Origin of the sequence: Bradyrhizobium cosmicum, assembly GCF_032290525.1 — a bacterium.
GTDB lineage: Bacteria > Pseudomonadota > Alphaproteobacteria > Rhizobiales > Xanthobacteraceae > Bradyrhizobium > Bradyrhizobium cosmicum_A.
On sequence record NZ_JASXTA010000020.1, the window covers coordinates 14,450 to 40,574 of the forward strand.

Sequence of the window (26,125 nt, forward strand, 5' to 3'; positions counted from 1 at the left end):
TCAGGCCGTAGAGCTGCGATTGCTTGACGCGCTGGACGATGTCGCCGATGTCGGCCAACGCCGCCGACGCCTCCTTGCTGTCGAACATGACTATCCTGCCCCGCGCGTTGCGATGTCCTCGGCGATCGCCTGCGCGTTGGCGACGATGCCCATGTGGCCGATGCCGTCGATGATCATTGATAGACAACTCTATATTACAGAGTACTCTTCCGATCAATCCCCGGATTGGCGCCGGACGGCGAAAATCCTTAACGTCGGGTCTGACCCCAACATGCCGAATCGTTTGCCGATGCCGCCTGCGGAACCCCTGCTCAATACGCCCGAATTCACCGTCTCCGAGCTCTCCCAGTCCCTGAAGCGGACGGTGGAGGACACCTATGGCCATGTCCGGGTCCGCGGCGAGATCTCCGGATTTCGCGGCGCGCATTCCTCCGGGCACTGCTATTTCGCGCTCAAGGACGAGAGCGCCAAGATCGAGGCGGTGATCTGGAAGGGCGTGCACGGACGGATGCGCTTCAAGCCCCAGGAGGGGCTCGAGGTCATCGCCACCGGCAAGCTCACGACCTATCCGGGCTCCTCAAAGTACCAGATCGTGATCGAGGCCTTAGAGCCCGCCGGCATCGGCGCGCTGATGGCGCTGATGGAGGAGCGCAAGAAGAAGCTCGCCGCCGAAGGCCTGTTCGATGAAGCGCGCAAGCAGTTGCTGCCGTGGCTGCCGGAGGTGATCGGCGTCGTGACCTCGCCGACCGGCGCCGTGATCCGCGACATCCTCCATCGGCTGGAGGATCGCTTTCCCCGTCGCGTGCTGGTGTGGCCGGTCAAGGTGCAGGGCGACGGCTCGGCCGAGCAGGTCGCGGCCGCGATCCGCGGCTTCAATGCGCTGCCCGAGGGCGGCAAGATTCCGCGCCCCGACGTGCTGATCGTCGCGCGCGGCGGCGGCTCGCTGGAGGACCTCTGGTCGTTCAACGAGGAGATCGTGGTGCGGGCGGCCGCCGAGAGCATGATCCCGCTGATCTCCGCGGTGGGCCACGAGACCGACATCACGCTGATCGACTTCGTCGCCGACAAGCGCGCACCGACGCCGACGGCGGCGGCCGAGATGGCGGTGCCGGTCCGCAGCGATCTCTTTGTCGAGGTCGCCGATCTTGCACGGCGCACCCGCGCCTGCTGGCAGCGCGGTCACGAGCACCGCCGCAGCGAGCTGCGGGCTGCTGCGCGTGCGCTGCCTGCGGCCGGCGATCTGCTGGCGATCCCGCGGCAGCGGCTGGATACAGCGGGCGCGTCGCTGCCCCGCGGGCTCAAGGCCAACACCCATGCGCATTTCCGCAGGTTTACTGCCGCCAGCGCAAAACTGACGCTGCGGGTGCTGCACGGCCAGATCTCGCAGGCCGATCATCGCCTCACCGTGTGCGGCGAACGGCTCGGCCTGTCGGCACGCTCGCTGTTGCGGCGGCGGCGCGATCGTTTTGCCGGACTCGAGGTGCGCTTGCGCGCCTCAAAGCTCTCCAACGCGCAGGCACAACGCAACGCGATTCTCCGCCAGCGCGAGCGCACGCATCGACTTGCCGAGCGGGCGCAACGCGCGCTTGTCACGCTGCTGCAGCGGCTGGATGCCCGCGTCGAGAACAGCGGCAAGCTGCTCTCCGCCCTGTCCTATCGCGGCGTGCTTGCGCGCGGCTTTGCGCTGGTGCGGGACGAGGCGGGTCATCCGCTGCATGCGGCAGACAGCGTCGGGCCCGGCGCGCGCGTCGAGATCGAGTTCGCGGACGGACGTGTCGGCGCGACTGCGGATGCGGATCGGCCTGTGTCGGGGCCAAAGCGCGCAGCGGCGCAACCAAAGGCGGCCGCAGAGACAAAACCCGCGCCGAAGCGCGTGGGCAAGCCGGTGGATCAGGGCAGTTTGTTCTGAGGCGTGAGGGCGCCGCTCCACCCTCGCTGTCATTCCCCGCCTTGTGCGCAACCGCGCACTGGAGCGGGGAATCCAGTACGCCGCGGCTTCTCAATGAACGACTGACGTCTCGGCGTACTGGATCGCCCGGTCAAGCCGGGCGATGACAGCGGGTATGTGGGACGCGCGCGCCACGAACTCGCTGTCGCAGCCCGCCTACCGGCAGGACAGTCCCGCGTCGATGGTGGTCCAGAAGCCGCAATGCTCCGGCGCGATCATCGGCGCGCCGGCGTGGGCCTCGTACAGGAAGATCGCGACGGTGAAAACGATCAGTGCGGAGGAGAACAGGACGAAGCGGTTGCGCATGACGATGCGTTTAATCAACATCATGGTCGAATGATGGCGCCGCCACAGGCTGAAACCCGCTTGACGCACGATCCGTAGATTCCCGGTCGGCCATCATGCTTCGTGCAGGGCGGTGGTCGATGCGGGGCTGCCCGCCGTTGTTCCTCGGGCGGCCCCGCCTTCGCTCTATCGAGCTACGGCGCGGCGAGCCCGCTCATCCAGGCTATCGCGCCAGCCACTCCGCGACGTCCTTCTGTGACTCCGCGCGCGCGATCGCATCGGTGCCGAGATGGCCGTGCTCGGGCGCGGCGGCATCGGTGCTGCCGCTAGCTGCGTGCAGCGGCGTGTTGGCGCGGTCGAAATCGTGATAGGCGCCGGGATAGACCACGATGCGCGTGAGCGCGCTGCGGCCGCGCGCACCATCGACCATCTGGCGGCAGGCCGGCGGCGATGAGATGTCGTCGTTGGCACCGATCAGCACCAGGGTCGGCACCCGCGTGCTCCAGCCGAGACCGGCAGAGATCCGGCAATCCGGATAGAATGCGATCGCGGCACGGAAGTCGGGACCCGCTTCGCGCGCCGCGCTCTGCGGACGCACCGCCCAGAGCAGCGCGCTGGCACCATTCGCCCAGCCCATCAGGCTGACGCGGTCACGCGCCACCCAAGACTGCTTCATCAGCCAGGCGCGCGAGGCTGCGATGTCGGTGACGCGCTCGCGCCGTGCCTTGATATGGATCTCCTTGACGCGGCATTGCGGCCCGAGCTCGCGCGAACCGTAGCTGTCGGGCAGCAGCACGGCATTGCCGCTCCTGAGCAGCCGCTCGGCCCAGTCGCGATAACGCGGCAGCACGGGATCGGCATGGCCACTGAGCCCGCCGCAGCCATGCAGCGCGATCACGGTCGGAAACGGTCCCTCGCCCGGGGGCTTGTAAAGCTGCGCATGCAGCACACCGGACGCCAGCGGAATGTCGACCTGCTGCGGCGCCGGCGCGGCGTGCGCGGCCGACATCAGCAGCGTCAGGAACAGGGCGGTCAGAAGGCGCATCGGGCTCTGCCAAAGGATCCTTCTATCGAGCGGTATCATGCGAAAACGGCGGCAAAACATCACAAACCGGTGGGTTTACCGGGCGGACAAGCCACCCTATTTATGCTACATCCCGTCCAACACATCGTGCCCTCCAGGGTGTTCCAGGAAGCGGCCTTCCACGGAGACTTTCGACCGTGCTGAACAAGTTCGGCCCCTCGGGCCATGGCGAAGCGCAGGTGCAGTATCTCGACGGCGATTTCCGCGTGATCTCGCCGGGGACCTTCGTGCGCTGCGCGATCACCGACACGCGGATCCCGCTCGACGAATTGAAGTACTGGAGCGTGGACCTCCAGGAAGCCTACGCCACGCCTGTTGCCGTGCTGCAGCGGCACTTTCCGGGCGCGCTGAAGCAGTCGTGAGGCCACCGGCACGCGGCTATTATGGCTCCGGGCCATCGCTGCCCACGCAGCTCTTGATGAAACTCTTCCGCGCTTCGCCGACGATCTTCTGATCGATCGCCTGCTTCAGGCAATCGACCCGCGCCTGCGCCATGCAGAGCTGCATCTGGTCGCGCTTGTCCTGCCCCTTCAAATTTGCCGTCGTGGCAAGACAGGTGACGCGCTTGGCCGCAGGAACTGGCACCGTACCGGGAGCAGCGGGAACCGGCGGCGTTTGTGCGAGCACGGGCGCAACAATCAGACACACGAGGCTGGCGGCGACGGCGGCAGACGGCAATTTCATCGAACCCTCCCGATGGTTCGAAACCGATAGAAGTGTTGCGATGAATGTCGCGTGAATGGCGAACTGCGGCAGGGTGGGCGAAGCGCAAGCGTGCCCACCATGCTCATGTCCAACTTGGACAGATCTGATGGTGGGCACGCTTGCGCTTTGCCAACCCTACGAGATCATCAGCTGCTGAATCTTCGCTCGCGCCTGAAGTGCGCATCTCACGGCAAAATAATCTTTGTCGTGTCGATCCGCGTTGCATCGAACAGTGCTTGCACTCCGTGGTTAGTCATTTCGCGTTGTGGTTGGATTCTTTGTTGCGATCGGCGCCCTTAAGTTGTTTGACGAAGTCTTGGTGAAACAGAAGGCTGCTATATTGGATGTTAGGTAATTGGCCCTGTTCTTTTTATCGCACAGACAAAGACAGCCATTGAACTTTGGAATTGGCGCAGTCTGTGAACGGGCTCATATCGAAGAGCCATCTGGCGGGCTACGGTCACCTCAAAAATTTGCAATGAAATATCTGTAAATCGAGAGTCAAGCGATGGGGGTGATCATGCCCGCCATATTAGACCTGCTCTATCGTCAATATTGCCGCGCCCGCCTCGCTGAAATGCGGAAACAGCTCCTGATCGCAGCTAAGCGCTCTGAAGCTCTCGAAGCGGATCATCATCATCCTGCGGATCAGGGTGACGATGAGAGGGCGGAGACATACCGCAAGACTCGCCGCGCGCCGAATTGAAGCGGCCCGAGACCGGCGATCTCTCCCGCGTAGCAGTGACCAAGCAATTGGAACAGTTTGGGAGGCAGCAATGAATACGCCCGAGTATTATACCGTCATGGTGACCTGCGTCTCGTGCCTGACCATTATCGGATTGATGGCCGTTGGGGCGTGGTGAGCATGACTGACGGCTGACGCGAGCGTTGCCGCCGCATAATACGACTGCGGCGGCTTCGCTTCAGATGCGGATGTCAGCTTCCGGGCGGGGTATACGAAGAACGCAGCTTCGCCGCGTTCTGGCGGACCTGCTTGATCTCGTCCTGCGTGAACAGCCGAGTCAGTTTCACGTTTTGCAGGGTGCCCGCCGTGACGGTCAGACCGGAAATGGCGGGAGCCGCACTCGGATCAGGCACATCGAAAATCACCAAGACGCCTGGGCCGTCGGCCGCAACGCTGTACATCGAGAGCAGCTTTCCGCCGGCCGCTTCGATCAGTTTTCTAGCCGCCTCCTGGCGATCGGTCTTTGGGTTTTCCAAAATGGCGTTGAGGGCGCGTGGTGTGTATTGTCCGGTGAGGCAAAAATGCATGGCATGTTCTCCTCTGAGTTTTTGGCAATAACTCTCCCAGCCGTTCCGAACTGCTCGTCACGGCCGCTGCGTCTGCAATGATGAAGATACGTTGCCCGCCGTGGGCATAAACGCCGTCGATGATTTTCCGGAAGTTCGGCACGTCCCGGTGACGGCTCTCATGCAACGCTACATCAACTCCCGAACGTGCGGAAGAGGATTCGTCGGCCGCGACATGTCACCTCGGTTGCCACATATCGCAATCCGCGCATGAAATGCCTTTCGTCACAACATGGCGTCCACAACGAGAGTGCGAGCGCAATCCGATCGCCCGCCGTCCGAGATCATCGCCTGCCGAATCTTCGCTCGCGCGCCTTGTAGAGATGATCGCTGATCAATTGCCGGAGCTTTGCCGGATCATCGAACTCGAGCTGAACGGCGAACGGTACGATGCTGTCAGGCACATCGTCACGGCCGCGCAGGCGCGCAAGATCTTTTTCCGTCGTCACCAGTGTGAGCTGGTCGCGCGCAGCGTCGGCCACAAGCGCTGTGATCTCCTCGCGCGAGAACATGTGGTGATCGGCGAAGGCGCGCGTGCGCGCGACCTCGATGCCGCAGGCGCGCAACGTACGGAAGAAGCGCTCGGGGTCGCCGATGCCGGCGAAGGCGAAAACCCGCTTGCCGAGGAGTTGCGCGACCGAGGCCGCATCCGGCTTCAGCTGCGCGCGCAGCTCCGGCTTGTTGCGCTTGGCAAGCTCGGCCGCAACACTGTCTGCGGCACGACCGTTACCGATCATCACCAGCGCATCGGTGCGCGCGAGCTGCCCCTTGAGCGGCGCGCGCAGGGGGCCCGCCGGAAACACCTTGCCGTTGCCGAGACCGCGCTCGCTGTCGATCACGACCAGCGAGGTATCCTTGAGGAGACGCGGGTTCTGGAAACCGTCGTCCATCAGGATCACGGTGGCGCCTTGCGACTTCGCCAGCGCAACGCCCTCGAGTCGATCGCGCGCCACCGTAACAGGCACGTCACGCACCATCATCAGCGGCTCGTCGCCGATTTCGGCCGCAGTATGGCGCTCGCGGTCGACCATAACAGGACCCCTAAGGCTCCCGCCGTAGCCGCGGCTGAGCACCACGGGCGTCTCGCCGAGCTCGCGCAGGAGCTTGGTCAGCGCCAGCACGGTCGGCGTCTTGCCGGCGCCGCCGACGTGATAATTGCCGACGCAGATCACGGGGATGCCGGCGTCGAAGCCCTGGCGCAGCATGCGCCGTTCGGCGATCGCGCCATAGAGCAGGCCCAGCGGGCGTAATGCATGTGACTTGAAGGAGCGCGGCCGGTACCAGAAGGCCGGCTCACGCATTGGCCGCCCCCATCTCGATCGTCAGTTGCAACAGATACGGCTCGAGCGCGGTCATGGTGCGATTGAGCGCACCGCCGAGCTCCGCGACGACGCCGGCACCGGCGCGCTGCATCTTGTCGCGCACGGTGGGATCGGCCAGCAACTGGCCGAGCTGCTTGACCAGAATCTCCTGGGTGTCGGCCTGGCGGGCGCCGCCGCTCGCATCAAGCGCCTCGTAGACATCGGCGAAGTTGAAGACGTGCGGGCCGTGGACGATGGCGGCACCAAGCTTGATCGCCTCGATCGGATTCTGGCCACCATGGCGGATCAGCGATCCCCCCATGAACACGATTGGCGAGAGACGGTAGAACAGGCCGAGCTCGCCCATGGTGTCGGCGACATAGACGTCGGTGGTCGCCGTCGGCAGTTGCTCACGCGAGCGCAACGCCGGCTTCAGGCCCGACGCCGTGATCAGGCCTGCGATCGAGGAGCCGCGATCCGGATGCCGCGGCACGATCACGGTGAGGAGCTGCGGGAAAAATCCGACCAGGCTGCGATGCGCCGCGACCAGCATCTCGTCCTCGCCCGGATGGGTCGAGGCCGCGACGATGATCGGACGGCCGCGCGTCATCGCCATCAACCGCTCGAGCTTGGCGGGATCGGCCGGCGGCGCCGGCACGTCGAGCTTGAGATTGCCCGTGGTGACGACGTCGCGGCTACCGAGCACGGAGAAGCGCTCGGCATCGGTCTTCGACTGCGCCAGACAAATGTCGAAGCGCGACAGCAGCGCCGAGATGGTGCCGTGCATCCGCCGCCAGCGCGGGAAGGAGCGCGGCGACATCCGCCCGTTGATGAGCACCATCGGCACCCGCCGCGCCGCGCCCGCCAGGATCAAATTCGGCCACAGATCGGATTCGATGAACAGCGCCAGCGACGGCTTCCAGTGGTCGAGGAAGCGCGCGACATAGCGCGGGGAATCGTACGGCACGTATTGATGGATGACGTCGGGCGGAAAGCGTTTCGCCACGACGGCCGCGGACGTGACCGTGCCCGAGGTGAGCAGGATGCGCAGGTTGAGATCGCGCAGGCGCTCGATCAGCGCGGCCGCGGCCAGCACCTCGCCGACGCTGGCGCCGTGGATCCAGACCAGCGGGCCGTGCGGCCGTACGTCTTGCGACAGGCCGCGCCGCTCGCCGACGCGCGCGGGATCCTCCTTGCCCTGCTTCAGCCGCCGCTTGATCAGCGCAGGCGCCAGCGGCACCAGGCCGGATGCGAGCCGCCGGTACATCCGCAACGTCATTGGCAGCGCTCTGGGCAGCGAGTTAGCCATCTTGCGGTCCCGGACGGCCGAGTTGCGCATAGGCGCGGCGGGTCGCCTCGTTCAAGGTCTCTTCCAGCTCCAGCCGCAGCGTTTCCATCATGGCCGCGTCGGCATCCGGCGGAACGTGGATTTCCTTGATGCCGACCAGTGCGCCCCGCCCGAACGGCAGGTTGATGGTGGTGCGGTCCCAGTTCTTGAGCCGGATGAAGCGGCTGGTCGCCATCGCGAAAGGCATGATCGGCCGCCCCGATTCCCGTGCCAGCATGATGATGCCGAGCCCGGCCACGCGCGAGCGCTTGGGGACATCGGCGGTCAGCGCGACATTACAACCGTCCTGCAGCGTCCGCACCATTTCCTTGAAGGCTCCGACGCCGCCTTTGCGGTGGAAGGCGCCGCCATGGTCGCCGGAACCGCGGATGGTGCCGATGCCGAGCCGCTCGGCGGCAATCGCGTTGAACTCGCCGTCGCGGTGGCGCGAGATCAGGACCCTGGCCTTGTAGGAGTCCTTGTTCTTGATGAACGGGGTGAGGAAGTGCTGGCCGTGCCAGAAGGCGAAGATCGCGGGGATCTGCGGCTCGACGATGTCGTAGACGTCCGGCGGATCGAACGTGAATTTGTTGGTCCGCCAGACAAAGCGCAGATATTCGGCCGCCAGGACCCCGACGGCACGCTGAACGAAGCTGCTTCGCAGCGTATTGCGAAGCAGCTTTTTCAACGCGCCTTCGATTCTTGATTCGGGTCGAGCAGCCGATGGAGATGGACGATGAAATAGCGCATCTGCGCGTTGTCGACCGTGCTCTGCGCCTTGGCGCGCCAGGCGACGTGCGCGGATGCATAGTTCGGGTAGAGGCCGACGATCTCGACGTTGTCGAGGTTCTTGAAGGTGTTGTGCTCGAGGTCGAGCAGCTCGCCACCAATCACGAGATGAAGCAGTTGTTGCGGGGCACTATCTGGCATGGGTTCTCTTCCTTACGGGCTGCCCGGCAAAGCAGTGGTCGACAAGCACGACGAAAGCGCTTCAGGGCAAGGGACGATTTCGAAAATGCGCGACAATGCTCGCATGACGATCGCGACCCGCTGCCACCAGCACCCCGTGCGCCACTTCCCGGCGGTTATAGAGGATGGGATCTCCGGAGAGATAGGTCATCCTACCATCCGCTTCCTGCACGATCAAATCGGCCGCCGCAAGGTCCCAATCATGGCTGTTGCCCCCCGCAAAAGCCGCATCCAGCACGCCGTCGGCGACCCGGCACAGGCGCAACGCCAGCGAGCCGATTCGCGGATGCAGCTTGATGTCGCCGAGTGACGGCTTCAGCCGCTCGACCAGGGGCTTGGGCCCGGCAACGCGCGAGAAGTCGAGCTCGGATCCGGACGTCGCCCGCACGGCTTTGCCGTTGAGCGTCGTGCCCTGGCCGCGAATCGCGAAGAAGAACTCGTCGCTCGTGGGCGCAAACACCGCTGCCAGCACCGGCGAAGCATCCTCGACCAGCGCGACGCTGACGCACCATTCGTCATGGCCATTGAGATAGTTGCGGGTGCCGTCGATGGGATCAACCACCCAGGTCAGCCGCCGCGACAGCCGCGTCGCATCGTCGGCGCTCTCCTCCGACAGCCAGCCGTAATCCGGCGTCGCAGTGCGCAGGCGCGCTTCGAGCAAATCGTTGACGGCGATGTCGGCTTCCGATACCGGCGAGGATGCGCCTTTGGTCCACTTCTTCAGCTCGGTGCGGAACATCGACTGCGCGAGCGCGCCCGCTTCCCGCACTGTATCTCGCAGCAGAGCGGCGTCGCGCGTCAGGATGGTTTCGAGGGAGTGCGCGTCAGCGTCCGCCAAGCGTCAAACCCTCGATGCGCACCGTCGGCGCATTGATGCCGTAGCGGAACTCGAGATTGTTCGCGGGCTGCATCGACTTGAAGATCTCGAACAGATGGCCTGCGATCGTGACCTCGCTGACGGGATAGGTGAGCTCGCCGTTCTCGATCCAGAAACCGGAGGCGCCGCGGCTGTAGTCGCCGGTGACGCCGTTGACGCCCGAGCCGATCAGGTCGGTGACGTAGAAACCCTGCTTGATGTCGGCGATCAGCTCGGCCGGTGTCGGCGTGCCGGGTTCGAGATGCAGATTGTACGGTCCGGGCGAGGGCGAGGACGAGACGCCGCGATGGGCATGGCCGGTGGTCGTCATGCCGAGCTCGCGTGCGGTGGCGCAGTCGAGCAGCCAAGTCGTCAGCACGCCTTCTTCGACCAGCGCGATCCTCTTCACCGCGACGCCCTCGGCATCGAAGGTCTGCGAGCGCAGGCCGCGCTTGCGCAGGGGATCGTCGATGATGCGGATGTTCTTCGAAAACAGCTGCTGGCCGAGCTTGTCCTTGAGGAAGCTGGTCTTGCGCGCGATCGAGGCACCGTTGATGGCGCCGACGACATGGCCGACCAGCGAGCCCGCGACGCGCGGATCGAACACCACAGGCACCTTGCAGGTCTCGACCTTGCGCGGATTGGCGCGCGCCACGGTGCGCTCGCCGGCGGAACGGCCGACGATCTCCGGCGACAGCAGATCGGCACCATGCGGCGCCGAGGTGAAGTCGTAGTCGCGCTCCATGCCGGTGCCTTCGCCTGATATCGCGGTGGCCGAGATGCCCTGGCTGGAACGCAGATAAGAACCGTGGAAGCCGGTGCTGGTCACCAGCACCATGCCGCCCATGCCGGCGGAGGCCGAGGCGCCGCCGGACTTGGTCACGCCCTTCACGGCGAGAGCCGCGGCCTCGGCTTCGAGCGCGCGGCGCTCGAGCTCGCTCGTCGCGGGAATATTGGGATCGAGCAGATCGAGCTCGGGGAAGTCGCGCGCGAGCAGCGCTGGATCGGCGAGGCCGACATATTTATCGTCGGGCGCGACGCGCGCCATCGCGACCGCGCGTTCCGCAAGCTTGGTCACGGCATCGCCGCTGGCGTCGTTGGTCGAGACCACCGCCTGGCGCTGGCCAACCAGCACGCGCAGGCCGACATCGTCGCCCTCGGAGCGCTCGGATTCCTCGACACGGCCATCGCGCACCTCGACGCCCTGCGAGACGCCGCGCACCGCGACCGCATCGGCCGCATCCGCACCGGCGCGCCTGGCCGCCTCGACCAGCCGCTGCGCGAGATCGGAGAGCGCGGACTGATCGAACAGGTCGCGATTGGCTTTGGACGAAAGCGTCGAGCTTGGTGAAGGGTTCACAAACGAAATCCTGTTGCGGCGGGAGGTTTCGGGGCGGGACCGGCCCTGAACACCAGATGTGCCCATTTGATGCGGACTTCAAGCATTATCAGCCCGCGAAAAGCTCAGATTCGCTGTCTTAGCGCAACGTCTCGTCAATCATGCGCGCCAAGCTCTTGTCAATCATGACCGCCGGTGAGGTTGGATTAACCAGCCTTTTTAAGCGGTTTCGGAAACCGCTGCGCTAAGGTCCTCGCATCGACCGGGAACATAATCCTGGCGGGGAGAACTAAAGCCGTGAGGCGTCAAACAGCAACATGCGGGGCCAACCCCGCCGGGTCGAGCCGCGCTCTGCGGCTCGACCCTCTTTCCCTTCCGGTCCGCTTCGATGCGCATGATCCGCGCGCCGACGGATACACCAGGCAGATCGAGCTTCATCGCGAACGCGTCGTGCTGCGCCGTGCCGTCCGCGGCATGCGGATGGCGATCAACGTCCGCGTCAGCGACTTCACCGGCGTTGCGCTGCGCGGCAACGACGAGGCGCAGACCCTCGTGCTGGTGCATCGCGATCCCTCGCTCTCCGTTCCGCTGCTGGTCAGCGCCGACGGCGACGAGCTCACTGAAGCCTGGGCGATCTGGAGCGAGCTGTTCGCGCTTCCGCAGCTCGACGAGGGCGCCCGCAAGCCCGCGCCGCGCCGTCGCCGCGCCAATGCGATCCGCGCCCGGCGTCCGAAATTTCTGATGCGCCGGCGCACCGCCATGACACGCGAGTTGCCGCTTCATCAGGGTGAGCGCGAGATCATCGCGAGGAACTGAGCGGGCGGTTACGCTGCCCGCATCACCGCGTCCGCCAGCAATCCCGCAAACAGCAGCAAGCCGGCATCCCTATTCGAGTAGAACAAGCGCTTGCACAGGTCGGGATCCTCGATCCTCAAGCGCATAATCTGCCACGCCAGATGCGCGGCGAAGGCGGCAAGGCCGAGCCAGGCCGGCCAGCGCGCATCGCCTGACGCCAGTGCGACGCTGATCAGCATCACCGACAGCCCGTAGAACAAGATCAGCGCCTGGTGCGTGTGCGCACCGAACAGGCGCGCGGTCGACTTGATGCCGATCAGCGCGTCGTCCTCGGTGTCCTGATGCGCGTAGATCGTGTCATAGCCGATCACCCAGGAAATCGCGCCGGCATAGAGCACCAGCGCGGTCAATTCGATGCGGCCGAAGGTGACGGCAAATCCCATCAGGGCGCCCCAGGAGAAGGCGAGGCCCAGCACGATCTGCGGCCACCAGGTGATGCGCTTCATGAAGGGATAGATCGCAACGATCAGCAGCGAGGCGATGCCGGTCAGAACCGCGAAGCGGTTGAACTGGAGCAGCACGATGAGCCCGACCAGCGCCTGCGCGACCATGAAGGCCAGCGCCTGCCTGGTGGTCACCTGCCCCGAGGGCAGCGGCCGCGAGCGGGTGCGTTCGACCTTGTCGTCGAGATCGCGGTCGGTGATGTCGTTCCAGGTGCAGCCCGCCCCGCGCATCACGAAGGCGCCGATGAAGAACAGGACGATGACGAGCGGCAGGCGGCCGAGGTCGTGCGCCATGGCGGCGGCGAGCGCCGCCGACCACCAGCACGGCATCAACAGAAGCCAGGAACCAATCGGACGATCGAAGCGGGATAATCGCAAATAAGGCCGCGCCCATGCCGGCGCGAGCGTATCGACCCAGTTGCCGGTGGAATCGGCAACGCGGGCGGATGTGTCGCTCATCGGGTGAGGACGTTGCCGTTGAGCGTGTCGAAGGTGCTGCCGCCCTTCTTGCCGGCATTGGCCTCAGGCGCCGAGCCCGCCCCCAGCACCTCGCTCAGCGACGGGCCGGCCGGACGCCCCTGCTGCTGCTGCATCTGCTGCGCAACGTTGCAGACCTTCACCGTCATGGCCTCGGTGTTCTTGTGGCCGTCCTTCATCTGCGCGCCGACCTGCGGCGGGATTCCGCATTTGGCGGCGTTGGCCTCGATGTACTTGATCATCTTGACTTCAGCCTGGCTGAAGTTGCGGATCAGCTTGCAGGCCTCGTCCGGCGGCGCATGGCGATCGCTCGCGGCCTTGATCAGCTTGCCACGCTTCTCGGCTTCCTCGCGCAGGGGCATGAAGGCCTTCATGCAGTCCTCGCCGGGGCCGCCTTGCGTCGGTGGGGCTGCGCTGAAAGCGCCAGCGCCACCGACAGGCGCGGCGCCATTCACGGGGAAGGACGATTGCGGCGCCGCGCCGACGGACGCGGCCGGTGCCGAGCCGTTCACGGGCGGAAACGCGGAACTGGTTGGGGCCTGGCCGGGCAGCGGCGCGGGGAAGCCCTGTGCATGGGCGCCTGCGGCACCCATTGTGACCAGGACGGCAGTGATCGGAACCATCAAATGACGGATCATCAAGATAGTCTCTCCGGCAGGAGCTTACGGGGTTCGACGTCTTCCCAATTGAAGCGCAACCAGCGTGCTCGCGATTCTACGATTCCCGCCGGCGCTTAACAACCCGTCGAATAGGGCAAGAGCGCGGCGCGGGGACGCACCATTTCGGCAATATTTACTCCCGAAATGGCGGCTTTCGGTTAATAAGTGCGGCAAATCGGACCTTTGAACGATGCCCTCCCACGATTTCCGCGCCCCCCGCCTGTTCGTCGATGCCCCACTTGCCCAGGACGCCAGGGTCGAGCTCGACCGCGACCAGAGCAATTATCTCGGCAATGTGCTGCGGCTTGCCGCCGGGGCCGAGGTTTTGGCGTTCAACGGCCGCGACGGCGAATGGCAGGCCGCCATCGCAGGCCGCAAGCGGCCGGACGGTCTCGTCATCCTCCAGCAGGCCCGCCCCCAGGACCGGCTACCCGACCTCACCTACGTCTTCGCCCCACTCAAGCATGCCCGGCTCGACTACATGGTCCAGAAGGCCATCGAGATGGGCGCCGCCGCGCTTCAGCCGGTCCTGACCCGGTTCACCCAGGCCTCCCGAGTCAACACCGAGCGGATGCGCGCCAATGTGGTCGAGGCGGCCGAGCAATGCGGCATTTTGAGCATTGCCACCGTTGCCGAGCCGGTGCCGCTGGAGCGGTACCTTAGTCAACGCCCTGCGAGCCGCCTGCTCATCTTCTGCGATGAGGCGGCGGAGGTTCAAAACCCCGTTCAGAGCCTGCAAGACGCGCGCGAGGCAGAGCAAGGCATCGACGTGCTGATCGGCCCCGAAGGCGGCTTTGCGGACGAAGAGCGGGCCCTGCTGCTGCGGCAGCCAAAGATCCTGCGGTTGGCGTTGGGCCCGCGGATCATGCGGGCCGATACCGCCGCAGTGGCCGCGCTGGCGCTGGTGCAGGCGGTGCTGGGCGATTGGGGCGGCGGGACAACCTAGCTCCCGACGGCGATGGAACCGTAGGAAGTCGTCATGCCCGGGCTTGTCCCGGGCATCCACGTTCTTTGTGCCGGGAGCGAGGCGTGGATGGCCGGGACAAGCCCGGCCATGACGCTCGAACGGTGAATTGCCCGGCTGTTAAGCGATTGATCCTTTGGAGGTCGAAACCGCTTTCCGGCCATGCTAAGGGCTGCGCCAACTCCCTTCCCTGCCCGGTTCCGCCGGGCCGATGGACCCCGTCATGACCGCGACTGCCACCTCAAATGCTGCCGGCTCCGCCGCCTGGGCGGATACGCTGCTCTTGTCGTTCGCGCAGGCCGGCTATGTCAGGGCCGAGCCGGCGATCCTGCAACCGGCCGAGCCGTTCCTGGACCTCTCCGGCGAAGACATCCGCAAGAGCCTTTACCTCACGAGCGACCTGTCCGGCGAGGAGCTGTGCCTGCGCCCTGACCTGACGATTCCCGTCGCCCGCGACTACCTCGCCTCGAACCGCGCCGGCCAGCCAGCCGGGTTCAGCTATCTCGGTCCGGTGTTCCGCTACCGAAGCGGCCAGGCCAGCGAGTTTCTTCAGGCCGGCATCGAATCATTCGCCCGCCAGGACCGCGCCGCCGCTGACGCCGAGATGCTGGCGCTGGCGCTGGAGGCGACCGCCGCCTTCGGCGTCCGCGACGTCGAGATTCGCACCGGCGACGTGGCGCTGTTCAATGCGCTGCTCGACGCGCTCGATCTCTATCCGGTCTGGCGTCGCCGCCTGGTCAAGGATTTCAACCGCAAGATCAGCCTGGAAAAAGATCTGGAGAAGCTGGCGGCCGCGACCACCGCGACCCGCAGCGGATATGAGGGCGTGCTCGCCGCGCTCGCCGGCTCCGACCGCAAGGCGGCGCTCGCCTTCGTCACCGATCTGATGTCGATCGCCGGAACCACCAATGTCGGGGGCCGCACCACCGCGGAGATCGCCGACCGCTTCCTCGAGCAGTCGACACTGAAGGGCGGCGCGCTGCCGCGCGAGGCGATCGCCGTGCTCAAGCGCTTCCTGTCGATATCGGGCAATCCCGACGACGCCATCGCCGAGCTCCGCGCGCTCACCGCTGATGCGAAGCTCGACCTCACCACCGCGATCGACCAGTTCGAAAGCCGGGTCGGCTTCATGGCCGCGCGGGGCATCGACGTGAAGCAGACGCGCTTCTCGACCGCGTTCGGGCGCGGCCTCGACTACTACACCGGCTTCGAATTCGAGCTGCATCACCGGGGCAACGGCGCCGAGCCGCTGGTCGCCGGCGGCCGCTATGACGGGCTGATGACCCAGCTTGGATCGGCCGAGCCGATCCCCGCGGTCGGCTTCTCGGTCTGGGTGGACGCGCTGACCAAGATCGGCCGCAAGGTGGGAGCTTAAGTCATGGGCGCGCCGTTCGTTCTGGCCGTTCCCTCCAAGGGTCGCCTTCAGGAAAACACCGAGGCCTTCTTCGCCCGCGCCGGGCTCAAGCTGTCGAAAGCCGGCGGCGCCCGCGACTATCGCGGCACCATCGCGGGCCTCGACAATGTCGAGGTCGCCTATCTCTCGGCTAGCGAGATTGCTTCGCAACTGTCCCGCGGCTTGGCGCATCTCGGCGTCACCGGCGAGGATCTGGTGCGCGAGAACATCGCGGATGCCGACAAGCGCGTGTCCCTGATCGAAGGGCTCGGGTTCGGCTATGCCGACGTTGTCGTCGCGGTGCCGCAGGCGTGGATCGACGTTCGCACCATGGCCGACCTCGACGACGTCACCACCGGCTTCCGCGAGCAGCATCACATGCGGATGCGGGTCGCGACCAAGTTCATCAACCTCACCCGCGCCTTCTTCCAGAGCCAGGGCATCTCCGATTACCGCATCGTCGAAAGCACCGGTGCGACCGAAGGCGCGCCGGCGGCCGGCGCCGCCGAGCTGATCGTCGACATCACGACAACCGGCGCGACGCTCGCCGCCAACGGATTGCGGGTGCTCGACGACGGCGTGATCCTGCGCAGCCAGGCCAATCTGGTGGCGTCGAAAGACGCCGACTGGTCGCCGCAGGCGCGGGAGACCGCCCGCGTCATCCTGGATCACATCGCAGCGCGGGCGCGGGCCAACAAATACCGCGAGGTCCGCACTCGTTTCCGGCAATGCGACGCGGCCCTGCTCGAGCAGGCCCACAAGAGCTTCGGGGTCGAAACTCCATTTGGTGGGCCGACCTCGTCGGGCATGCTCACGCTGCACTGCCCGCCGGGCCAGCTCTATGCGCTGGCGAGCTTCCTGCGCGAGCACGGCGCCGAGACCGTCTCGGTGGTCTCGCTCGACTACGTGTTCGACCGGGAGAACCCGCTGTTCGCCAGGCTCGAGGCGTTCCTGGGGCGCTGAGCCTCAGGTCCGTTCAGCGTAGCGACAGCAAACGGCAGCTACCATATGCTGTTGAGATGACCTTGAACGCCTCTGGAACCTTGATCGATGACGCTGGGCTCTGACGTTTCCGGCATGACGACGACCGCGGCGAGCGCCGCCGCGAAGGGACTGTCGATTGTCGTTCCCCTCTACAACGAGGCGGCGGGCCTTGCTGCCCTGCATCAGCGCATCTGCGACCTCGCCAAGACCTTGCGGCAGCGCTATCGGCTTTCCTGCGAGGTCGTCTATGTCGACGACGGCAGCGCGGACGCGACGCTGTCGATCGCCCATTCGCTGCCGGCCGACACGGTCGACGTCCAGGTGGTGTCGCTGTCGCGCAATTTTGGCAAGGAGGCGGCGCTGATGGCCGGGCTCGACCACGCCCGGCTCGGCGCCGTCATGTTCATGGACGGCGACGGACAGCATCCGCCGGCCCTGATCGAGCGGCTGGTGCGGCACTGGATCGAGGACGGCTACGATGTCGTGTATACCGCCAAGGCCCATCGCGACAACGAGCCCTTCCTGCGGCGGCTCGCCGGGCGCGGTTTTTACGCGCTGATCAATTGGGGCGCGCGCCAGAAGATCCCTGAAGACGCCGGCGACTTCCGCCTGCTGTCGCCCCGCGCGGTCGCGGCACTCAGGCAGCTTCCGGAGCGCAACCGCTTCTTCAAGGGCCTGGCAAGCTGGATCGGCTTCCGCCAGATCCGCGTCGACTACGAGCCCGCGCCGCGCACCCATGGCGTGACCACGTTCAGCGCCGCGCGTCTGCTGGGTCTTTCGATCGAAGGGGTCACCTCGTTTTCGGTGGCGCCGCTGCGCTTTGCCAGCCTGCTCGGCGTCATCCTCGCCGGCGGCGCGTTCCTGTTCGGCCTCACGATCCTCTGGGAGGTCTTGACCACCGGCAAGCAGGTGCCCGGCTATCCCTCGCTCGTGATCGGCCTGATGACCATCGGCGGCGTGCAGCTCATCATGATCGGCATCGTCGGCGAGTATATCGGCAAGATCCTCTCCGAGCTGAAGGCGCGCCCGATCTACTTCGTCGCCGAGCACAGCGAAAAGCACTTCGACACCGACAAGGCCGACGATACGTCGAAGAGGACGGCGGCCGAATGAGCGCGGGGGCAACGCCGCGGCGGATCTGGCTCTGCGCCGACGATTACGGCATCAGCCCGGGCGTCAACCGCGCCATCCGCGACCTGATCGAACGGGGCCGTCTCAACGCGACCTCGGTGATGATGGTCGGCCCCGCGATCGAGCGCAGCGAGGTCGAGGCGCTCCAGACGGCGGCGAAAGCAAGCCCGCGCTGCGCGGTCGGATTGCACGTGACGCTGTCGGCGCCGTTCCGGCCGCTCACCATGCATTTCCGCCCGCTCGACGGCGACATGTTCTTAGCCTTTCCGAAGCTGCTACGCGCCGGGCTTTTGCGCCGGCTCGACCCCGAATTCGTTCGCCATGAGGTGAAGGCGCAGCTCGCCGCCTTCGCGGCAGCGTTCGGGCGCGCGCCTGACTTCGTCGACGGCCACCAGCATGTGCAGCTGTTTCCGCAGGTGCGCGACGGCTTTATCGACGCGATCAGCGAGGTCGCGCCGAATGCCTGGGTGCGCCAGGGCGGCCGCGACCTGCCGCTGGCGCAGCGGCTGGCTTCACCGAAGGCGCTCGTGCTCGACATCCTGAGCGCCCAATTCCGTAACCGCGCGAGCAGCGCCGGCCTCAGCTTCAATCCCGGCTTCGCCGGCGCCTATGATTTTACGCGGGCGGCCGATTTCGGCGAGCTGATGCGGCAATTCCTTGAAGGCCTCCCCGACGGCGGCCTGGTGATGTGCCACCCCGGCTTCGTCGATGACGTCCTCGCCGGGCTCGATCCGATGACCGACGTCCGCGAACGCGAGCATGCGTATCTGGCCGGCGACGCCTTCGCGCGCCTGCTGGCGGACAGCAACGTCACGCTGGGATGAAACCGGCCAAAGCGGCCGCGAGGCAGCTTGTCGCATACCGAAATTTAATCCGGACGGCACTGTTGGGGCCACAATGGAACCCTACATCTGCCTCGCGCTTGGTTTGCGCGAAGGAGATTGATCATGACGCCGCAGGAACGCCAGCTCGTCGACGACCTTTTTGACCGGCTTTCGAAGCTGGAGAATGCACCGCGCGATCCCGACGCGATCGCTGCGATCTCCGACGGCCTGCGCAAGGCGCCCGGCGCGATCTACGCGCTGGTGCAGACCACGCTGTTGCAGGACGAAGCGCTGAAGCGTGCCCATAACCGCATCCAGGAGCTGGAAGCGGCGCAGGCGCCCGAGCAGGCCCAGTCCGGCGGCTTCCTCGATACCATGCGTGACACGTTGTTCGGCGGAGGCCCGTCGCGCGGCTCGGTTCCGAACGTCCCGCCGCGTGAGCAGCGGCCGGTCTGGAACACCGGTCAGGCGGCGCAGCAGACGCAGCCCGGCTACGGCCAGCCCCCTTACGGGCAGGCTTATGGTCAAGGTCCGGGCCAAGGTCCGGGCTATGGCGCCCCGCCGGTCGGCGGTGGCGGCGGCTCGTTCCTCGGCACGGCGGCGGCAGCCGCGGCCGGCGTCGTCGGCGGCTCGCTGCTGCTCTCCAGCATCCGCGGCATGATGGGCGGATCGCACCAGCAGGCCTTCGGCGACACCAACGCCCTGGGCGACCGCAGCCCCTGGGCCGGCAGCGATCAATCCGGCGGCTCGCTCGCGCGCGATGCCGGCCTCAACGACATCGACTCGAAGGGGGATTCGCGCCAGGGTTTCGCGGACCAGGCTTCGAACGACCGCGACAACAACGATCAGAACTACGGCGACGACGATCGCGACAACGGCAATATGGACGTGGCCGACGACAGCGATTTCGGCGGCGACGACGATGGCGGCAGCGATTACGCGTAATCGCAGCAAAGACCCGTCAGCAACCTGAACGAACGGCCGCCTTACGGGCGGCCGTTTCCGTTGCGGCGGTATCCATCAAGCGACCTTCGCGCGCATCGGCACGAAGGCGCTGGCGGTGATGGCGTAGACGTCCTCGCCGCGCTGGTTGGTGCCGGTGGTGCGAGCCGTCAGAATGCCCCAGCCGGGACGCGAGGCGGAGGTGCGCTTGTCGATGACGACGTTGACGTAAGCAACGGTATCGCCGGCGAGCACCGGCCTGATCCAGCGCAGGTCGCGAAAGCCCGGCGACGGGCCCCACACCGCGACCTCCGCGCCGCGCTCCGCGGCTTCGCGCGCCAGGCGCTGGCCGTCGGCGACAAGCAGGCTCATGCAGGCCGAGCCAACATGCCAGCCGGATGCCGCGAGGCCTCCGAACAGCGAGTTCTTGCCCTCCTCCTCGTCGAGGTGGAAGCGCTGCGGATCGAATTTGGCGGCGAAGTTCTTGATGGACTCCGCGGTGAACGTATAGGTGCCGATCTCGCGGCGCTGGCCGATCTCGATGTCCTCGAAGAACCGCATCAGACCGCGCGCCGCTTGATCAGGATCGGCGAGGTCATCTCGCACAGCGCCTGTCCCGCCGCGTTGCGCGCGGTGCATTTGAACTTGACGATGCCGAGCTCCGGCCGGCTCTTCGAGGCGCGCGCCTCGATCACGTCAACGTCGAGCGTGAGATCGTCGCCGGGCCGCAAGGGCGCCAGCCAGCGCACCTCGTCGACACCGGGCGATCCCAGTGAAGCGGCGCGGGTGATGAAGCCGTCGGCCATCATCCGCATCATCAGCGAGCAGAGGTGCCAGCCGGAGCCGGACAGGCCGCGCAGCATGCTGTTGGCCGCGGCCTCCTCATCGAGATGCATCGGTTGCGGATCGAATTCGGCGGCAAACGCCAAAATCTCGTCGCGGGTGACATGACGCGGGCCGAACGTTCCGAACCGGCCGGGCGGGAAATCTTCGAAGGTCAGGGTCATCTCATGAAAGCTTTGTGGGAATGACAGATTGTGGCCGCAGTTTACGGCAATCTCAACCCGCCGGCCCGCATGGCTCGTGCTACATTCGACGAGTCGGGCCAGACCTGCTTCACGTCGGTTGACGAGGCCGGAAGCGCGATTTGCCCGGGGGAGAGCAATGTTTTCATTCAGCGACCTGTTTCAATGGGACCGCTTCATCACGCCGACAATCATCAAGACCTTCTACTGGCTGGTGATCGGCGTGATCTGCCTGTTCGGCCTCTCCGGCATCTTCGCAGGCCTGACCATGATGGCGATCAGCCCGTTCGGCGGTTTCCTGGTGGTGCTGGAATCCATCGCCGGCGTCGTCGTGGGCATCGTGTTCTCGCGCATCCTGGCGGAATTGATCCTGATCGTCTTCCGCATCAACGAGCATCTCGGCGCGATCCGGGATCAGGGCGGCGGCGGGTTGAAGTGAGCGCTTCCGTGTCCCGGACGCGGCGCGGCATGAAATGACGCGACGCAGAGCCGAAGAAGCGCTGCGCTGCGTCCGGGGCATGCAGCCGACGTCTTACGTATTGAACCGGAAATGCATCACGTCGCCGTCGGCGACGACGTAGTCCTTGCCTTCGAGACGGAGCTTGCCGGCATCGCGGGCGCCGGCTTCGCCGCCCAGCGCAACGTAGTCCTGATACGCGATCGTCTCGGCGCGGATGAAGCCTTTCTCGAAATCGGTGTGGATCACGCCAGCCGCGCCCGGCGCCTTGGTGCCGCGATAGATGGTCCAGGCACGCGCTTCCTTCGGGCCGACCGTGAAATAGGTGATAAGGTCGAGCAGCGTGTAGCCGGCGCGGATCAAGCGATCGAGGCCGGCCTCTTCGAGACCGAGCGTCTCCAGGAAGTCGGCGCGCTCGTCGCGCGAAATGGTGGCGATCTCGGATTCGATCTTGGCGGAGATGACGACGGCGACGGCGCCTTCCTTGGCGGCCTGGCCCTCAACGGCCTTGGAGAACGAATTGCCGGTGGCGGCCGAGCCTTCCTCGACGTTGCAGACATAGAGCACGGGCTTCGACGACAAGAGGCCGAGCATCCCAAAGGCGCGCTCCTCCTCGGCCTTGCGCTCGACGAGGCGCGCGGGCTTGCCTTCGCGCAGCAGCACCAGCGTGCGGTTGACCAGGTCGAGCTGCTCCTTGGCGTCCTTGTCGTTGCCCTTGGCCTTCTTGGTGAGGTTGTCGACACGCTTCTCGAGGCTGTCGAGATCGGCGAGCATCAGCTCGGTCTCGATGGTCTCGATGTCGGCGAGCGGGGCGATCTTGCCCTCGACATGGGTGATGTCGGAATCTTCAAAGCAGCGCACGACATGCGCGATGGCGTCGACCTCGCGGATGTTGGCGAGGAACTGGTTACCGAGCCCCTCGCCCTTGGAGGCGCCGCGCACCAGCCCTGCGATGTCCACGAAGGTCAGCCGGGTCGGAATGATCTGCCCCGATTTGGCGATCGCCGCGAGCTTGTCGAGCCGCGGATCCGGCACGGCGACCTCGCCGACATTCGGCTCGATGGTGCAGAACGGATAATTCGCGGCCTGCGCGGCGGCCGTCTCGGTCAGCGCATTGAACAAGGTCGACTTGCCGACATTGGGCAATCCGACGATCCCGCATTTAAATCCCACGAGTGTTATTCCTTGCCGTTGTCGTCCTTGGTCAAAAATCCCTTCGCCTGCATGGCGAGATGCACCCTGTTGGCGAAGGTCGCGTCGGTGCCTTTGGCAACAAGCGCCGCGTGCTCGGCAACCGCTTCGCACAACGTCGCCACCCATTCATTGTCGGCCTTGGCAAAGTCCGACAGCACGTGGCCGTGCACCAGCTCCTTGACGCCGGGATGACCGATGCCGAGCCTGACACGGCGGTAGTCGTTGCCGATATGGGCGGAGATCGAGCGCAGGCCGTTGTGGCCGGCGATGCCGCCGCCGATTTTCACCCGCACCTTGCCCGGCGGCAGTTCGAGCTCGTCATGGAACACGGTGACGTCGCCCGGCGCGATCTTGAAGAAACTCGCCGCGTCCTGAACGCTGCGGCCGGAATCGTTCATGTAGGTCGTGGGCTTGAGCAGGATCACGCGCTCGGGTCCGAGCGTGCCTTCCGAGGTCTCGCCCTGAAACCTGCGGCGCCATGGCGAGAAGCCATGACGCCGCGCGATCTCGTCGACGGCCATGAAGCCGATATTGTGCCGGTTACGTGCGTATTTCGCGCCGGGATTGCCGAGCCCAACAAAGAGTCGCATGACGCGGCGCGCCCCTCGCTCGGCGCGCGGGTCACAGGACCGCGCGCCGGCTTTGAGAGATTACTTCTTCTTGTCGCCGCCGGCGGGAGCCTTGGCAGCCGCTGCCGGAGCCTTCGCGCCAGCCGCCGGAGCAGCAGCGCCAGCCGCAGGAGCAGCACCAGCCGCCGGAGCCGCAGCAGCACCCGGAGCCGCGGCAGCCGCAGCAGCCTTTTGCTCTTCGGCGTAGCCCGAGGGCGGCACGATGGTGACGAGGGTCGCGTCCTCGGAGGTCAGCGCCTTGACGCCGACCGGCAGCTTGATGTCGGCAAGATGCAGGGAGTGGCCGATTTCGAGCGAGCCGACATCAGCCTCGATGAACTGCGGGATGTTCTCGACACCGCACTCGAGCTCGATCGCGTGGGCGACGATGTTGACGGCGCCGCCGCGCTTGACGCCGGGCGAACCTTCAGCCTTGACGACATGCAAGGGAACGCTGATGCGGATGGTGGCGCCTTCGCCGAGACGCATGAAGTCGACGTGGATCGGGAAGTCCTTGACCGGATCGAGGTGGTAGTCACGCGGGATCACGCGGTGCTTCTTGCCGTCGAGTTCGACGTCGACCAGCGTGGTCAGGAACCGGCCGGCGAGGATGCGCTGGCGCAGTTCACGATCTTCAACCGAGATCGTCAGCGGGGGCTGGTTGTTGCCGTAGATCACTCCGGGCACTCTGCCGGCGCGACGCTCAGCCCGGGCGGCCCCCTTGCCGCTCTTCGGACGTGCGGTCGCCTTCAATTCCTTGACGGTCGTCGCCATAACGTTAAGTCCTTGTTTTTGCAAAAGTTAATGGGCCGCAAGGCGGCCCATCGCGTTCGCCGCAGCAAGCCTCCAGGGGTGCGGGGGCCGCGGACGTGGCGGGCTTTTACCCGGAAGATGCGGAAATGACAAGGAGATTGGGCTGGCGGGCGGTGCCTGAACTGTCGTCATTCCGGGGCGGTCGCGACAGCGACCGGGCCCGGAATCTCGAGATTCCGGGTTCGATGCTGCGCATCGCCCCGGAATGACGGAAAAATCTATCCCCCGAGCTTGGTCTCCAGCGCCGCGATGCGCGCCTTCAGCGCCTCGTTCTCCTCGCGGGCGAGGCGGGCCATGTCCTTGACCGCTTCGAACTCCTCACGCTTGACGAGGTCCATGTCGCGCAGGAATTTTTCGGCCTGCGTGCGCATCACTGTGTCGAACTCGCGCTTGACACCCTGGGCGGCACCGGCGGCGTCGTTCATCAGGCGGCCGATCTCGTCGAAAAACCGGTTGTTGGTCTGGGTCATGTCGGCCTCCGATAAACTTTGCGCGAACTCGCAGGAGACAATGGCAATCCTTACGGAACGGTTCAAGAGCCGATCGGCGGTATCCTTGTCATGCCCCGGTTTCCTTGCAATCGTATTCAAAGGCCCTGCATAAGAAGAATCACAAGGCACTCGAGATGATCGACCAGCAGATCGCGATCCCGACCAGGGACGGCCACACCGCAACCTTCATCAGCCATCCCGAACGCGGCGGGCCGTTTCCGGTCATCCTGTTCTACATGGATGCGCCGGCGATCCGCGAAGAGCTGCGCGACATGGCGCGGCGCCTGGCGATATCGGGCTATTACGTGATGCTGCCGAACCTCTATTACCGCTCCGGCGTGATGGAGCTCGGCGCGCTGCCCGCCGATCCGAACGCGCCGGAGCGAAAGCGCATGTTCGCGCTGATGGGCTCGCTCACCATTCCCATGATCATGGACGACACGCGCGCCCTGCTCACCTATGCCGAGGGCCAGGCGGCCGCGAACACCAGAATCATCGGCACCGTCGGCTATTGCATGAGCGGCCGCTACGCCATCAACGCCGCCACGCATTTCCCCGATTACGTCAAGGCGGCCGCCTCGATCTACGGCGTGCAACTCGCAACGGATCAGGACGACAGCCCGCATCTGGCCGCAGGCAAGACCAAGGCCGAGCTCTATTTCGCCTGCGCCGAGACCGATGTCTACGCGCCGCCGGCGATCATCGAAAAGGTCAGGCAGGGCATGAGCGGCGCCAAGGCCGAAGTCGAGATCTATCCCGGCACGCATCACGGCTTTGCCTTCCCCAAGCGCCCGGTCTATGACCGCGACGCCGCCGAGCGGCATTGGGAGCGGCTGCTGGCGCTCTATCGCCGCAATCTCGTCTGACGTAGAAGGCGCGATGCCCTTTCTGCTCATCGACTTTCCCGCCTTCAAGCCGATCGCAATCGAGATCGGTCCGTTCGCGATCCGCTGGTACGCGCTGGCCTATATCGGCGGCATCGTGTTCGGCTGGCTCTATGCGCGCTCGCTGCTGAAGAAGGAGCGCCTGTGGGGCGGCCCCGCGCCGATGTCGCTGGTGCAGATCGACGACTTCATCCTGTGGGTCACGCTCGGCATCATCCTGGGCGGCCGCACCGGCTACGTGCTGTTCTACAATCTGCCCTTCTTCGTCGATCACCCCGCCGCGATCTTCAGATTGTGGGAGGGCGGCATGTCGTTTCATGGCGGCTTCCTCGGCTGCGTCGTCGCGGTGATGTGGTTCGCCTATCGCAGCCGCATCTCGATCCTGTCGCTCGGCGACATCACGACCGCGGTCGCGCCGGTCGGGCTACTGCTCGGCCGCATCGCCAATTTCGTCAACGGCGAGTTGTGGGGCCGCGCCACCGACGCGAGCCTGCCCTGGGCGATGATCTTCCCCAACGATCCCACCCAGCTGCCGCGCCATCCGAGCCAGCTCTACGAGGCCGGCATGGAGGGTATCCTGCTGTTTACCGTGCTCGCGATCATGATCCGGTTCGGCGCGCTGAAGCGGCCGGGCATGATCCTCGGCGCCTTCATCCTGATCTATGGCCTGACCCGCATCGCCGGCGAGCATTTCCGCGAACCCGACGCGCAACTCGGCTTCCTCTGGGGCGGATTAACCATGGGCATGCTGTTGTCGATCCCGATGCTTATTGTAGGCCTCATACTTATTGTATTGGCAGTCAGGCGCGGTGCGCCGAAGCCCGCAGGGGCTATTGGTTAATTCCTTTCGAGAAAA

General features: G+C 65.6%; 31 protein-coding genes. 13 read left to right on the top strand and 18 right to left on the bottom strand.

What is annotated here, in order from left to right; translation table 11 throughout:
• Positions 1 to 289 precede the first annotated feature (289 nt).
• Positions 290 to 1,909 (top strand): exodeoxyribonuclease VII large subunit, encoded by a 1,620-nt coding sequence (gene xseA / locus QSV46_RS29645; RefSeq protein ID WP_314960294.1) that lies wholly within the window; start codon positions 290 to 292, stop codon positions 1,907 to 1,909.
• 195 nt (positions 1,910 to 2,104) lie between these two features.
• Here xseA and QSV46_RS29650 read toward each other — a convergent pair whose 3' ends face one another.
• Both QSV46_RS29650 and QSV46_RS29655 read right to left on the bottom strand, forming a co-directional pair.
• On the bottom strand, positions 2,105 to 2,278 hold the full coding sequence (locus QSV46_RS29650) for a hypothetical protein (protein ID WP_314960008.1): 174 nt from the start codon (positions 2,276 to 2,278) through the stop codon (positions 2,105 to 2,107).
• A 178-nt stretch (positions 2,279 to 2,456) separates the two neighbouring features.
• Positions 2,457 to 3,278 (bottom strand): dienelactone hydrolase family protein, encoded by an 822-nt coding sequence (locus tag QSV46_RS29655; protein ID WP_314960011.1) that lies wholly within the window; start codon positions 3,276 to 3,278, stop codon positions 2,457 to 2,459.
• A gap of 176 nt (positions 3,279 to 3,454) precedes the next feature.
• On the opposite strand from QSV46_RS29655, the gene QSV46_RS29660 reads away from it, so the two are divergent.
• Complete coding sequence (locus QSV46_RS29660; RefSeq protein ID WP_314960012.1) at positions 3,455 to 3,679, top strand: DUF2093 domain-containing protein; 225 nt, start codon at positions 3,455 to 3,457, stop codon at positions 3,677 to 3,679.
• A 19-nt stretch (positions 3,680 to 3,698) separates the two neighbouring features.
• Here QSV46_RS29660 and QSV46_RS29665 read toward each other — a convergent pair whose 3' ends face one another.
• Complete coding sequence (locus tag QSV46_RS29665; protein ID WP_314960013.1) at positions 3,699 to 4,001, bottom strand: hypothetical protein; 303 nt, start codon at positions 3,999 to 4,001, stop codon at positions 3,699 to 3,701.
• A gap of 529 nt (positions 4,002 to 4,530) precedes the next feature.
• Between QSV46_RS29665 and QSV46_RS29670 the strand changes: the two genes are divergently transcribed.
• Positions 4,531 to 4,728 (top strand): hypothetical protein, encoded by a 198-nt coding sequence (locus QSV46_RS29670; RefSeq protein ID WP_314960015.1) that lies wholly within the window; start codon positions 4,531 to 4,533, stop codon positions 4,726 to 4,728.
• A 230-nt stretch (positions 4,729 to 4,958) separates the two neighbouring features.
• Here QSV46_RS29670 and QSV46_RS29675 read toward each other — a convergent pair whose 3' ends face one another.
• From QSV46_RS29675 to QSV46_RS29705, 7 genes are all read right to left on the bottom strand, one after another.
• A complete protein-coding gene (locus QSV46_RS29675) occupies positions 4,959 to 5,294 on the bottom strand; it encodes a GYD domain-containing protein (protein ID WP_314960019.1) in 336 nt (111 codons plus the stop codon).
• 323 nt (positions 5,295 to 5,617) lie between these two features.
• Positions 5,618 to 6,634, bottom strand: coding sequence for a tetraacyldisaccharide 4'-kinase (gene lpxK / locus QSV46_RS29680; RefSeq protein WP_314960022.1), 1,017 nt, complete (start codon positions 6,632 to 6,634; stop codon positions 5,618 to 5,620).
• Entirely contained in the window at positions 6,627 to 7,973 is a 1,347-nt protein-coding gene (locus QSV46_RS29685; RefSeq protein WP_314960024.1) for a 3-deoxy-D-manno-octulosonic acid transferase, read from the bottom strand. Before QSV46_RS29685 ends, lpxK begins: the two co-directional genes overlap by 8 nt.
• Entirely contained in the window at positions 7,936 to 8,649 is a 714-nt protein-coding gene (locus tag QSV46_RS29690) for a lysophospholipid acyltransferase family protein (protein ID WP_314960027.1), read from the bottom strand. Before QSV46_RS29690 ends, QSV46_RS29685 begins: the two co-directional genes overlap by 38 nt.
• Positions 8,646 to 8,891, bottom strand: coding sequence for a DUF4170 domain-containing protein (locus tag QSV46_RS29695; RefSeq protein WP_314960028.1), 246 nt, complete (start codon positions 8,889 to 8,891; stop codon positions 8,646 to 8,648). Before QSV46_RS29695 ends, QSV46_RS29690 begins: the two co-directional genes overlap by 4 nt.
• A 61-nt stretch (positions 8,892 to 8,952) precedes the next feature.
• The gene (locus QSV46_RS29700) at positions 8,953 to 9,768 is read right to left on the bottom strand and encodes a 3'(2'),5'-bisphosphate nucleotidase CysQ (RefSeq protein WP_314960031.1); all 816 of its coding nucleotides are present in this window, start codon (positions 9,766 to 9,768) and stop codon (positions 8,953 to 8,955) included.
• On the bottom strand, positions 9,755 to 11,146 hold the full coding sequence (locus QSV46_RS29705; protein ID WP_314960033.1) for a TldD/PmbA family protein: 1,392 nt from the start codon (positions 11,144 to 11,146) through the stop codon (positions 9,755 to 9,757). The genes QSV46_RS29700 and QSV46_RS29705 overlap by 14 nt, the downstream gene beginning before the upstream one ends.
• Before the next feature lie 276 nt (positions 11,147 to 11,422).
• Here QSV46_RS29705 and QSV46_RS29710 point away from each other — a divergent pair, with 276 nt between their 5' ends.
• A complete protein-coding gene (locus QSV46_RS29710) occupies positions 11,423 to 11,941 on the top strand; it encodes a DUF6101 family protein (protein WP_314960036.1) in 519 nt (172 codons plus the stop codon).
• A gap of 8 nt (positions 11,942 to 11,949) precedes the next feature.
• Here QSV46_RS29710 and ubiA read toward each other — a convergent pair whose 3' ends face one another.
• Complete coding sequence (gene ubiA, locus QSV46_RS29715) at positions 11,950 to 12,882, bottom strand: 4-hydroxybenzoate octaprenyltransferase (RefSeq protein WP_314960040.1); 933 nt, start codon at positions 12,880 to 12,882, stop codon at positions 11,950 to 11,952.
• A complete protein-coding gene (locus QSV46_RS29720) occupies positions 12,879 to 13,538 on the bottom strand; it encodes a hypothetical protein (protein WP_314960296.1) in 660 nt (219 codons plus the stop codon). Before QSV46_RS29720 ends, ubiA begins: the two co-directional genes overlap by 4 nt.
• 211 nt (positions 13,539 to 13,749) lie before the next feature.
• Between QSV46_RS29720 and QSV46_RS29725 the strand changes: the two genes are divergently transcribed.
• The 6 genes from QSV46_RS29725 (at position 13,750) to QSV46_RS29750 (ending at position 19,800) form a co-directional block, all read left to right on the top strand.
• Positions 13,750 to 14,505 carry a 16S rRNA (uracil(1498)-N(3))-methyltransferase gene (locus QSV46_RS29725; RefSeq protein WP_314960042.1) on the top strand — a complete coding sequence of 252 codons (756 nt, stop codon included), beginning with the start codon at positions 13,750 to 13,752 and terminating at the stop codon, positions 14,503 to 14,505.
• Positions 14,506 to 14,746: 241 nt separating this feature from the next.
• On the top strand, positions 14,747 to 15,898 hold the full coding sequence (locus QSV46_RS29730; RefSeq protein WP_314960044.1) for an ATP phosphoribosyltransferase regulatory subunit: 1,152 nt from the start codon (positions 14,747 to 14,749) through the stop codon (positions 15,896 to 15,898).
• Between the two features lie 3 nt (positions 15,899 to 15,901).
• Positions 15,902 to 16,879 (top strand): ATP phosphoribosyltransferase, encoded by a 978-nt coding sequence (gene hisG / locus QSV46_RS29735; protein ID WP_314960046.1) that lies wholly within the window; start codon positions 15,902 to 15,904, stop codon positions 16,877 to 16,879.
• Positions 16,880 to 16,966: 87 nt separating this feature from the next.
• Entirely contained in the window at positions 16,967 to 18,013 is a 1,047-nt protein-coding gene (locus QSV46_RS29740) for a glycosyltransferase family 2 protein (protein WP_314960049.1), read from the top strand.
• Positions 18,010 to 18,855, top strand: coding sequence for a ChbG/HpnK family deacetylase (locus QSV46_RS29745; RefSeq protein ID WP_314960052.1), 846 nt, complete (start codon positions 18,010 to 18,012; stop codon positions 18,853 to 18,855). The genes QSV46_RS29740 and QSV46_RS29745 overlap by 4 nt, the downstream gene beginning before the upstream one ends.
• A gap of 123 nt (positions 18,856 to 18,978) precedes the next feature.
• Positions 18,979 to 19,800: a DUF2076 domain-containing protein gene (locus QSV46_RS29750; protein ID WP_314960055.1), complete on the top strand. Its 822-nt coding sequence runs from the start codon at positions 18,979 to 18,981 to the stop codon at positions 19,798 to 19,800.
• A 75-nt stretch (positions 19,801 to 19,875) separates the two neighbouring features.
• On the opposite strand, the gene QSV46_RS29755 is transcribed toward QSV46_RS29750, so the two are convergent.
• Both QSV46_RS29755 and QSV46_RS29760 read right to left on the bottom strand, forming a co-directional pair.
• Positions 19,876 to 20,358 (bottom strand): MaoC family dehydratase, encoded by a 483-nt coding sequence (locus QSV46_RS29755; protein WP_314960297.1) that lies wholly within the window; start codon positions 20,356 to 20,358, stop codon positions 19,876 to 19,878.
• Positions 20,358 to 20,804: a MaoC family dehydratase gene (locus QSV46_RS29760; RefSeq protein ID WP_314960056.1), complete on the bottom strand. Its 447-nt coding sequence runs from the start codon at positions 20,802 to 20,804 to the stop codon at positions 20,358 to 20,360. Before QSV46_RS29760 ends, QSV46_RS29755 begins: the two co-directional genes overlap by 1 nt.
• Positions 20,805 to 20,961: 157 nt before the next feature.
• Here QSV46_RS29760 and QSV46_RS29765 point away from each other — a divergent pair, with 157 nt between their 5' ends.
• A complete protein-coding gene (locus tag QSV46_RS29765; RefSeq protein ID WP_314960059.1) occupies positions 20,962 to 21,261 on the top strand; it encodes a DUF4282 domain-containing protein in 300 nt (99 codons plus the stop codon).
• Positions 21,262 to 21,354: 93 nt separating this feature from the next.
• On the opposite strand, the gene ychF is transcribed toward QSV46_RS29765, so the two are convergent.
• From ychF to QSV46_RS29785, 4 genes are all read right to left on the bottom strand, one after another.
• A complete protein-coding gene (ychF, locus tag QSV46_RS29770; RefSeq protein WP_314960060.1) occupies positions 21,355 to 22,452 on the bottom strand; it encodes a redox-regulated ATPase YchF in 1,098 nt (365 codons plus the stop codon).
• 5 nt (positions 22,453 to 22,457) lie between these two features.
• Entirely contained in the window at positions 22,458 to 23,063 is a 606-nt protein-coding gene (gene pth / locus QSV46_RS29775; protein WP_314960062.1) for an aminoacyl-tRNA hydrolase, read from the bottom strand.
• Positions 23,064 to 23,123: 60 nt separating this feature from the next.
• The gene (locus QSV46_RS29780; RefSeq protein WP_314960063.1) at positions 23,124 to 23,855 is read right to left on the bottom strand and encodes a 50S ribosomal protein L25/general stress protein Ctc; all 732 of its coding nucleotides are present in this window, start codon (positions 23,853 to 23,855) and stop codon (positions 23,124 to 23,126) included.
• A gap of 257 nt (positions 23,856 to 24,112) precedes the next feature.
• Positions 24,113 to 24,364 carry an accessory factor UbiK family protein gene (locus QSV46_RS29785; protein ID WP_247439557.1) on the bottom strand — a complete coding sequence of 84 codons (252 nt, stop codon included), beginning with the start codon at positions 24,362 to 24,364 and terminating at the stop codon, positions 24,113 to 24,115.
• A 155-nt stretch (positions 24,365 to 24,519) separates the two neighbouring features.
• Between QSV46_RS29785 and QSV46_RS29790 the strand changes: the two genes are divergently transcribed.
• Both QSV46_RS29790 and lgt read left to right on the top strand, forming a co-directional pair.
• Positions 24,520 to 25,251 (top strand): dienelactone hydrolase family protein, encoded by a 732-nt coding sequence (locus QSV46_RS29790; RefSeq protein ID WP_314960065.1) that lies wholly within the window; start codon positions 24,520 to 24,522, stop codon positions 25,249 to 25,251.
• 13 nt (positions 25,252 to 25,264) lie between these two features.
• Positions 25,265 to 26,110, top strand: a complete 846-nt coding sequence (gene lgt / locus QSV46_RS29795; RefSeq protein WP_314960067.1) for a prolipoprotein diacylglyceryl transferase — start codon at positions 25,265 to 25,267, stop codon at positions 26,108 to 26,110.
• The last annotated feature ends 15 nt before the right edge of the window (positions 26,111 to 26,125 follow it).

What these genes read in the sequence shown, in the direction of transcription:
- xseA (WP_314960294.1), top strand. Translation starts at nt 290, where the DNA reads ATGCCGCCTGCGGAACCCCTGCTCAATACGCCCGAATTCACCGTCTCC.
- QSV46_RS29650 (WP_314960008.1), bottom strand. Translation starts at nt 2,278, where the DNA reads ATGATGTTGATTAAACGCATCGTCATGCGCAACCGCTTCGTCCTGTTC.
- QSV46_RS29655 (WP_314960011.1), bottom strand. Translation starts at nt 3,278, where the DNA reads ATGCGCCTTCTGACCGCCCTGTTCCTGACGCTGCTGATGTCGGCCGCG.
- QSV46_RS29665 (WP_314960013.1), bottom strand. Translation starts at nt 4,001, where the DNA reads ATGAAATTGCCGTCTGCCGCCGTCGCCGCCAGCCTCGTGTGTCTGATT.
- QSV46_RS29670 (WP_314960015.1), top strand. Translation starts at nt 4,531, where the DNA reads ATGGGGGTGATCATGCCCGCCATATTAGACCTGCTCTATCGTCAATAT.
- QSV46_RS29675 (WP_314960019.1), bottom strand. Translation starts at nt 5,294, where the DNA reads ATGCATTTTTGCCTCACCGGACAATACACACCACGCGCCCTCAACGCC.
- lpxK (WP_314960022.1), bottom strand. Translation starts at nt 6,634, where the DNA reads ATGCGTGAGCCGGCCTTCTGGTACCGGCCGCGCTCCTTCAAGTCACAT.
- QSV46_RS29685 (WP_314960024.1), bottom strand. Translation starts at nt 7,973, where the DNA reads ATGCGCAACTCGGCCGTCCGGGACCGCAAGATGGCTAACTCGCTGCCC.
- QSV46_RS29695 (WP_314960028.1), bottom strand. Translation starts at nt 8,891, where the DNA reads ATGCCAGATAGTGCCCCGCAACAACTGCTTCATCTCGTGATTGGTGGC.
- ubiA (WP_314960040.1), bottom strand. Translation starts at nt 12,882, where the DNA reads ATGAGCGACACATCCGCCCGCGTTGCCGATTCCACCGGCAACTGGGTC.
- QSV46_RS29720 (WP_314960296.1), bottom strand. Translation starts at nt 13,538, where the DNA reads ATGATCCGTCATTTGATGGTTCCGATCACTGCCGTCCTGGTCACAATG.
- QSV46_RS29725 (WP_314960042.1), top strand. Translation starts at nt 13,750, where the DNA reads ATGCCCTCCCACGATTTCCGCGCCCCCCGCCTGTTCGTCGATGCCCCA.
- QSV46_RS29730 (WP_314960044.1), top strand. Translation starts at nt 14,747, where the DNA reads ATGACCGCGACTGCCACCTCAAATGCTGCCGGCTCCGCCGCCTGGGCG.
- hisG (WP_314960046.1), top strand. Translation starts at nt 15,902, where the DNA reads ATGGGCGCGCCGTTCGTTCTGGCCGTTCCCTCCAAGGGTCGCCTTCAG.
- QSV46_RS29740 (WP_314960049.1), top strand. Translation starts at nt 16,967, where the DNA reads ATGACGCTGGGCTCTGACGTTTCCGGCATGACGACGACCGCGGCGAGC.
- QSV46_RS29745 (WP_314960052.1), top strand. Translation starts at nt 18,010, where the DNA reads ATGAGCGCGGGGGCAACGCCGCGGCGGATCTGGCTCTGCGCCGACGAT.
- QSV46_RS29750 (WP_314960055.1), top strand. Translation starts at nt 18,979, where the DNA reads ATGACGCCGCAGGAACGCCAGCTCGTCGACGACCTTTTTGACCGGCTT.
- QSV46_RS29755 (WP_314960297.1), bottom strand. Translation starts at nt 20,358, where the DNA reads ATGCGGTTCTTCGAGGACATCGAGATCGGCCAGCGCCGCGAGATCGGC.
- QSV46_RS29760 (WP_314960056.1), bottom strand. Translation starts at nt 20,804, where the DNA reads ATGACCCTGACCTTCGAAGATTTCCCGCCCGGCCGGTTCGGAACGTTC.
- QSV46_RS29765 (WP_314960059.1), top strand. Translation starts at nt 20,962, where the DNA reads ATGTTTTCATTCAGCGACCTGTTTCAATGGGACCGCTTCATCACGCCG.
- pth (WP_314960062.1), bottom strand. Translation starts at nt 23,063, where the DNA reads ATGCGACTCTTTGTTGGGCTCGGCAATCCCGGCGCGAAATACGCACGT.
- QSV46_RS29780 (WP_314960063.1), bottom strand. Translation starts at nt 23,855, where the DNA reads ATGGCGACGACCGTCAAGGAATTGAAGGCGACCGCACGTCCGAAGAGC.
- QSV46_RS29785 (WP_247439557.1), bottom strand. Translation starts at nt 24,364, where the DNA reads ATGACCCAGACCAACAACCGGTTTTTCGACGAGATCGGCCGCCTGATG.
- QSV46_RS29790 (WP_314960065.1), top strand. Translation starts at nt 24,520, where the DNA reads ATGATCGACCAGCAGATCGCGATCCCGACCAGGGACGGCCACACCGCA.
- lgt (WP_314960067.1), top strand. Translation starts at nt 25,265, where the DNA reads ATGCCCTTTCTGCTCATCGACTTTCCCGCCTTCAAGCCGATCGCAATC.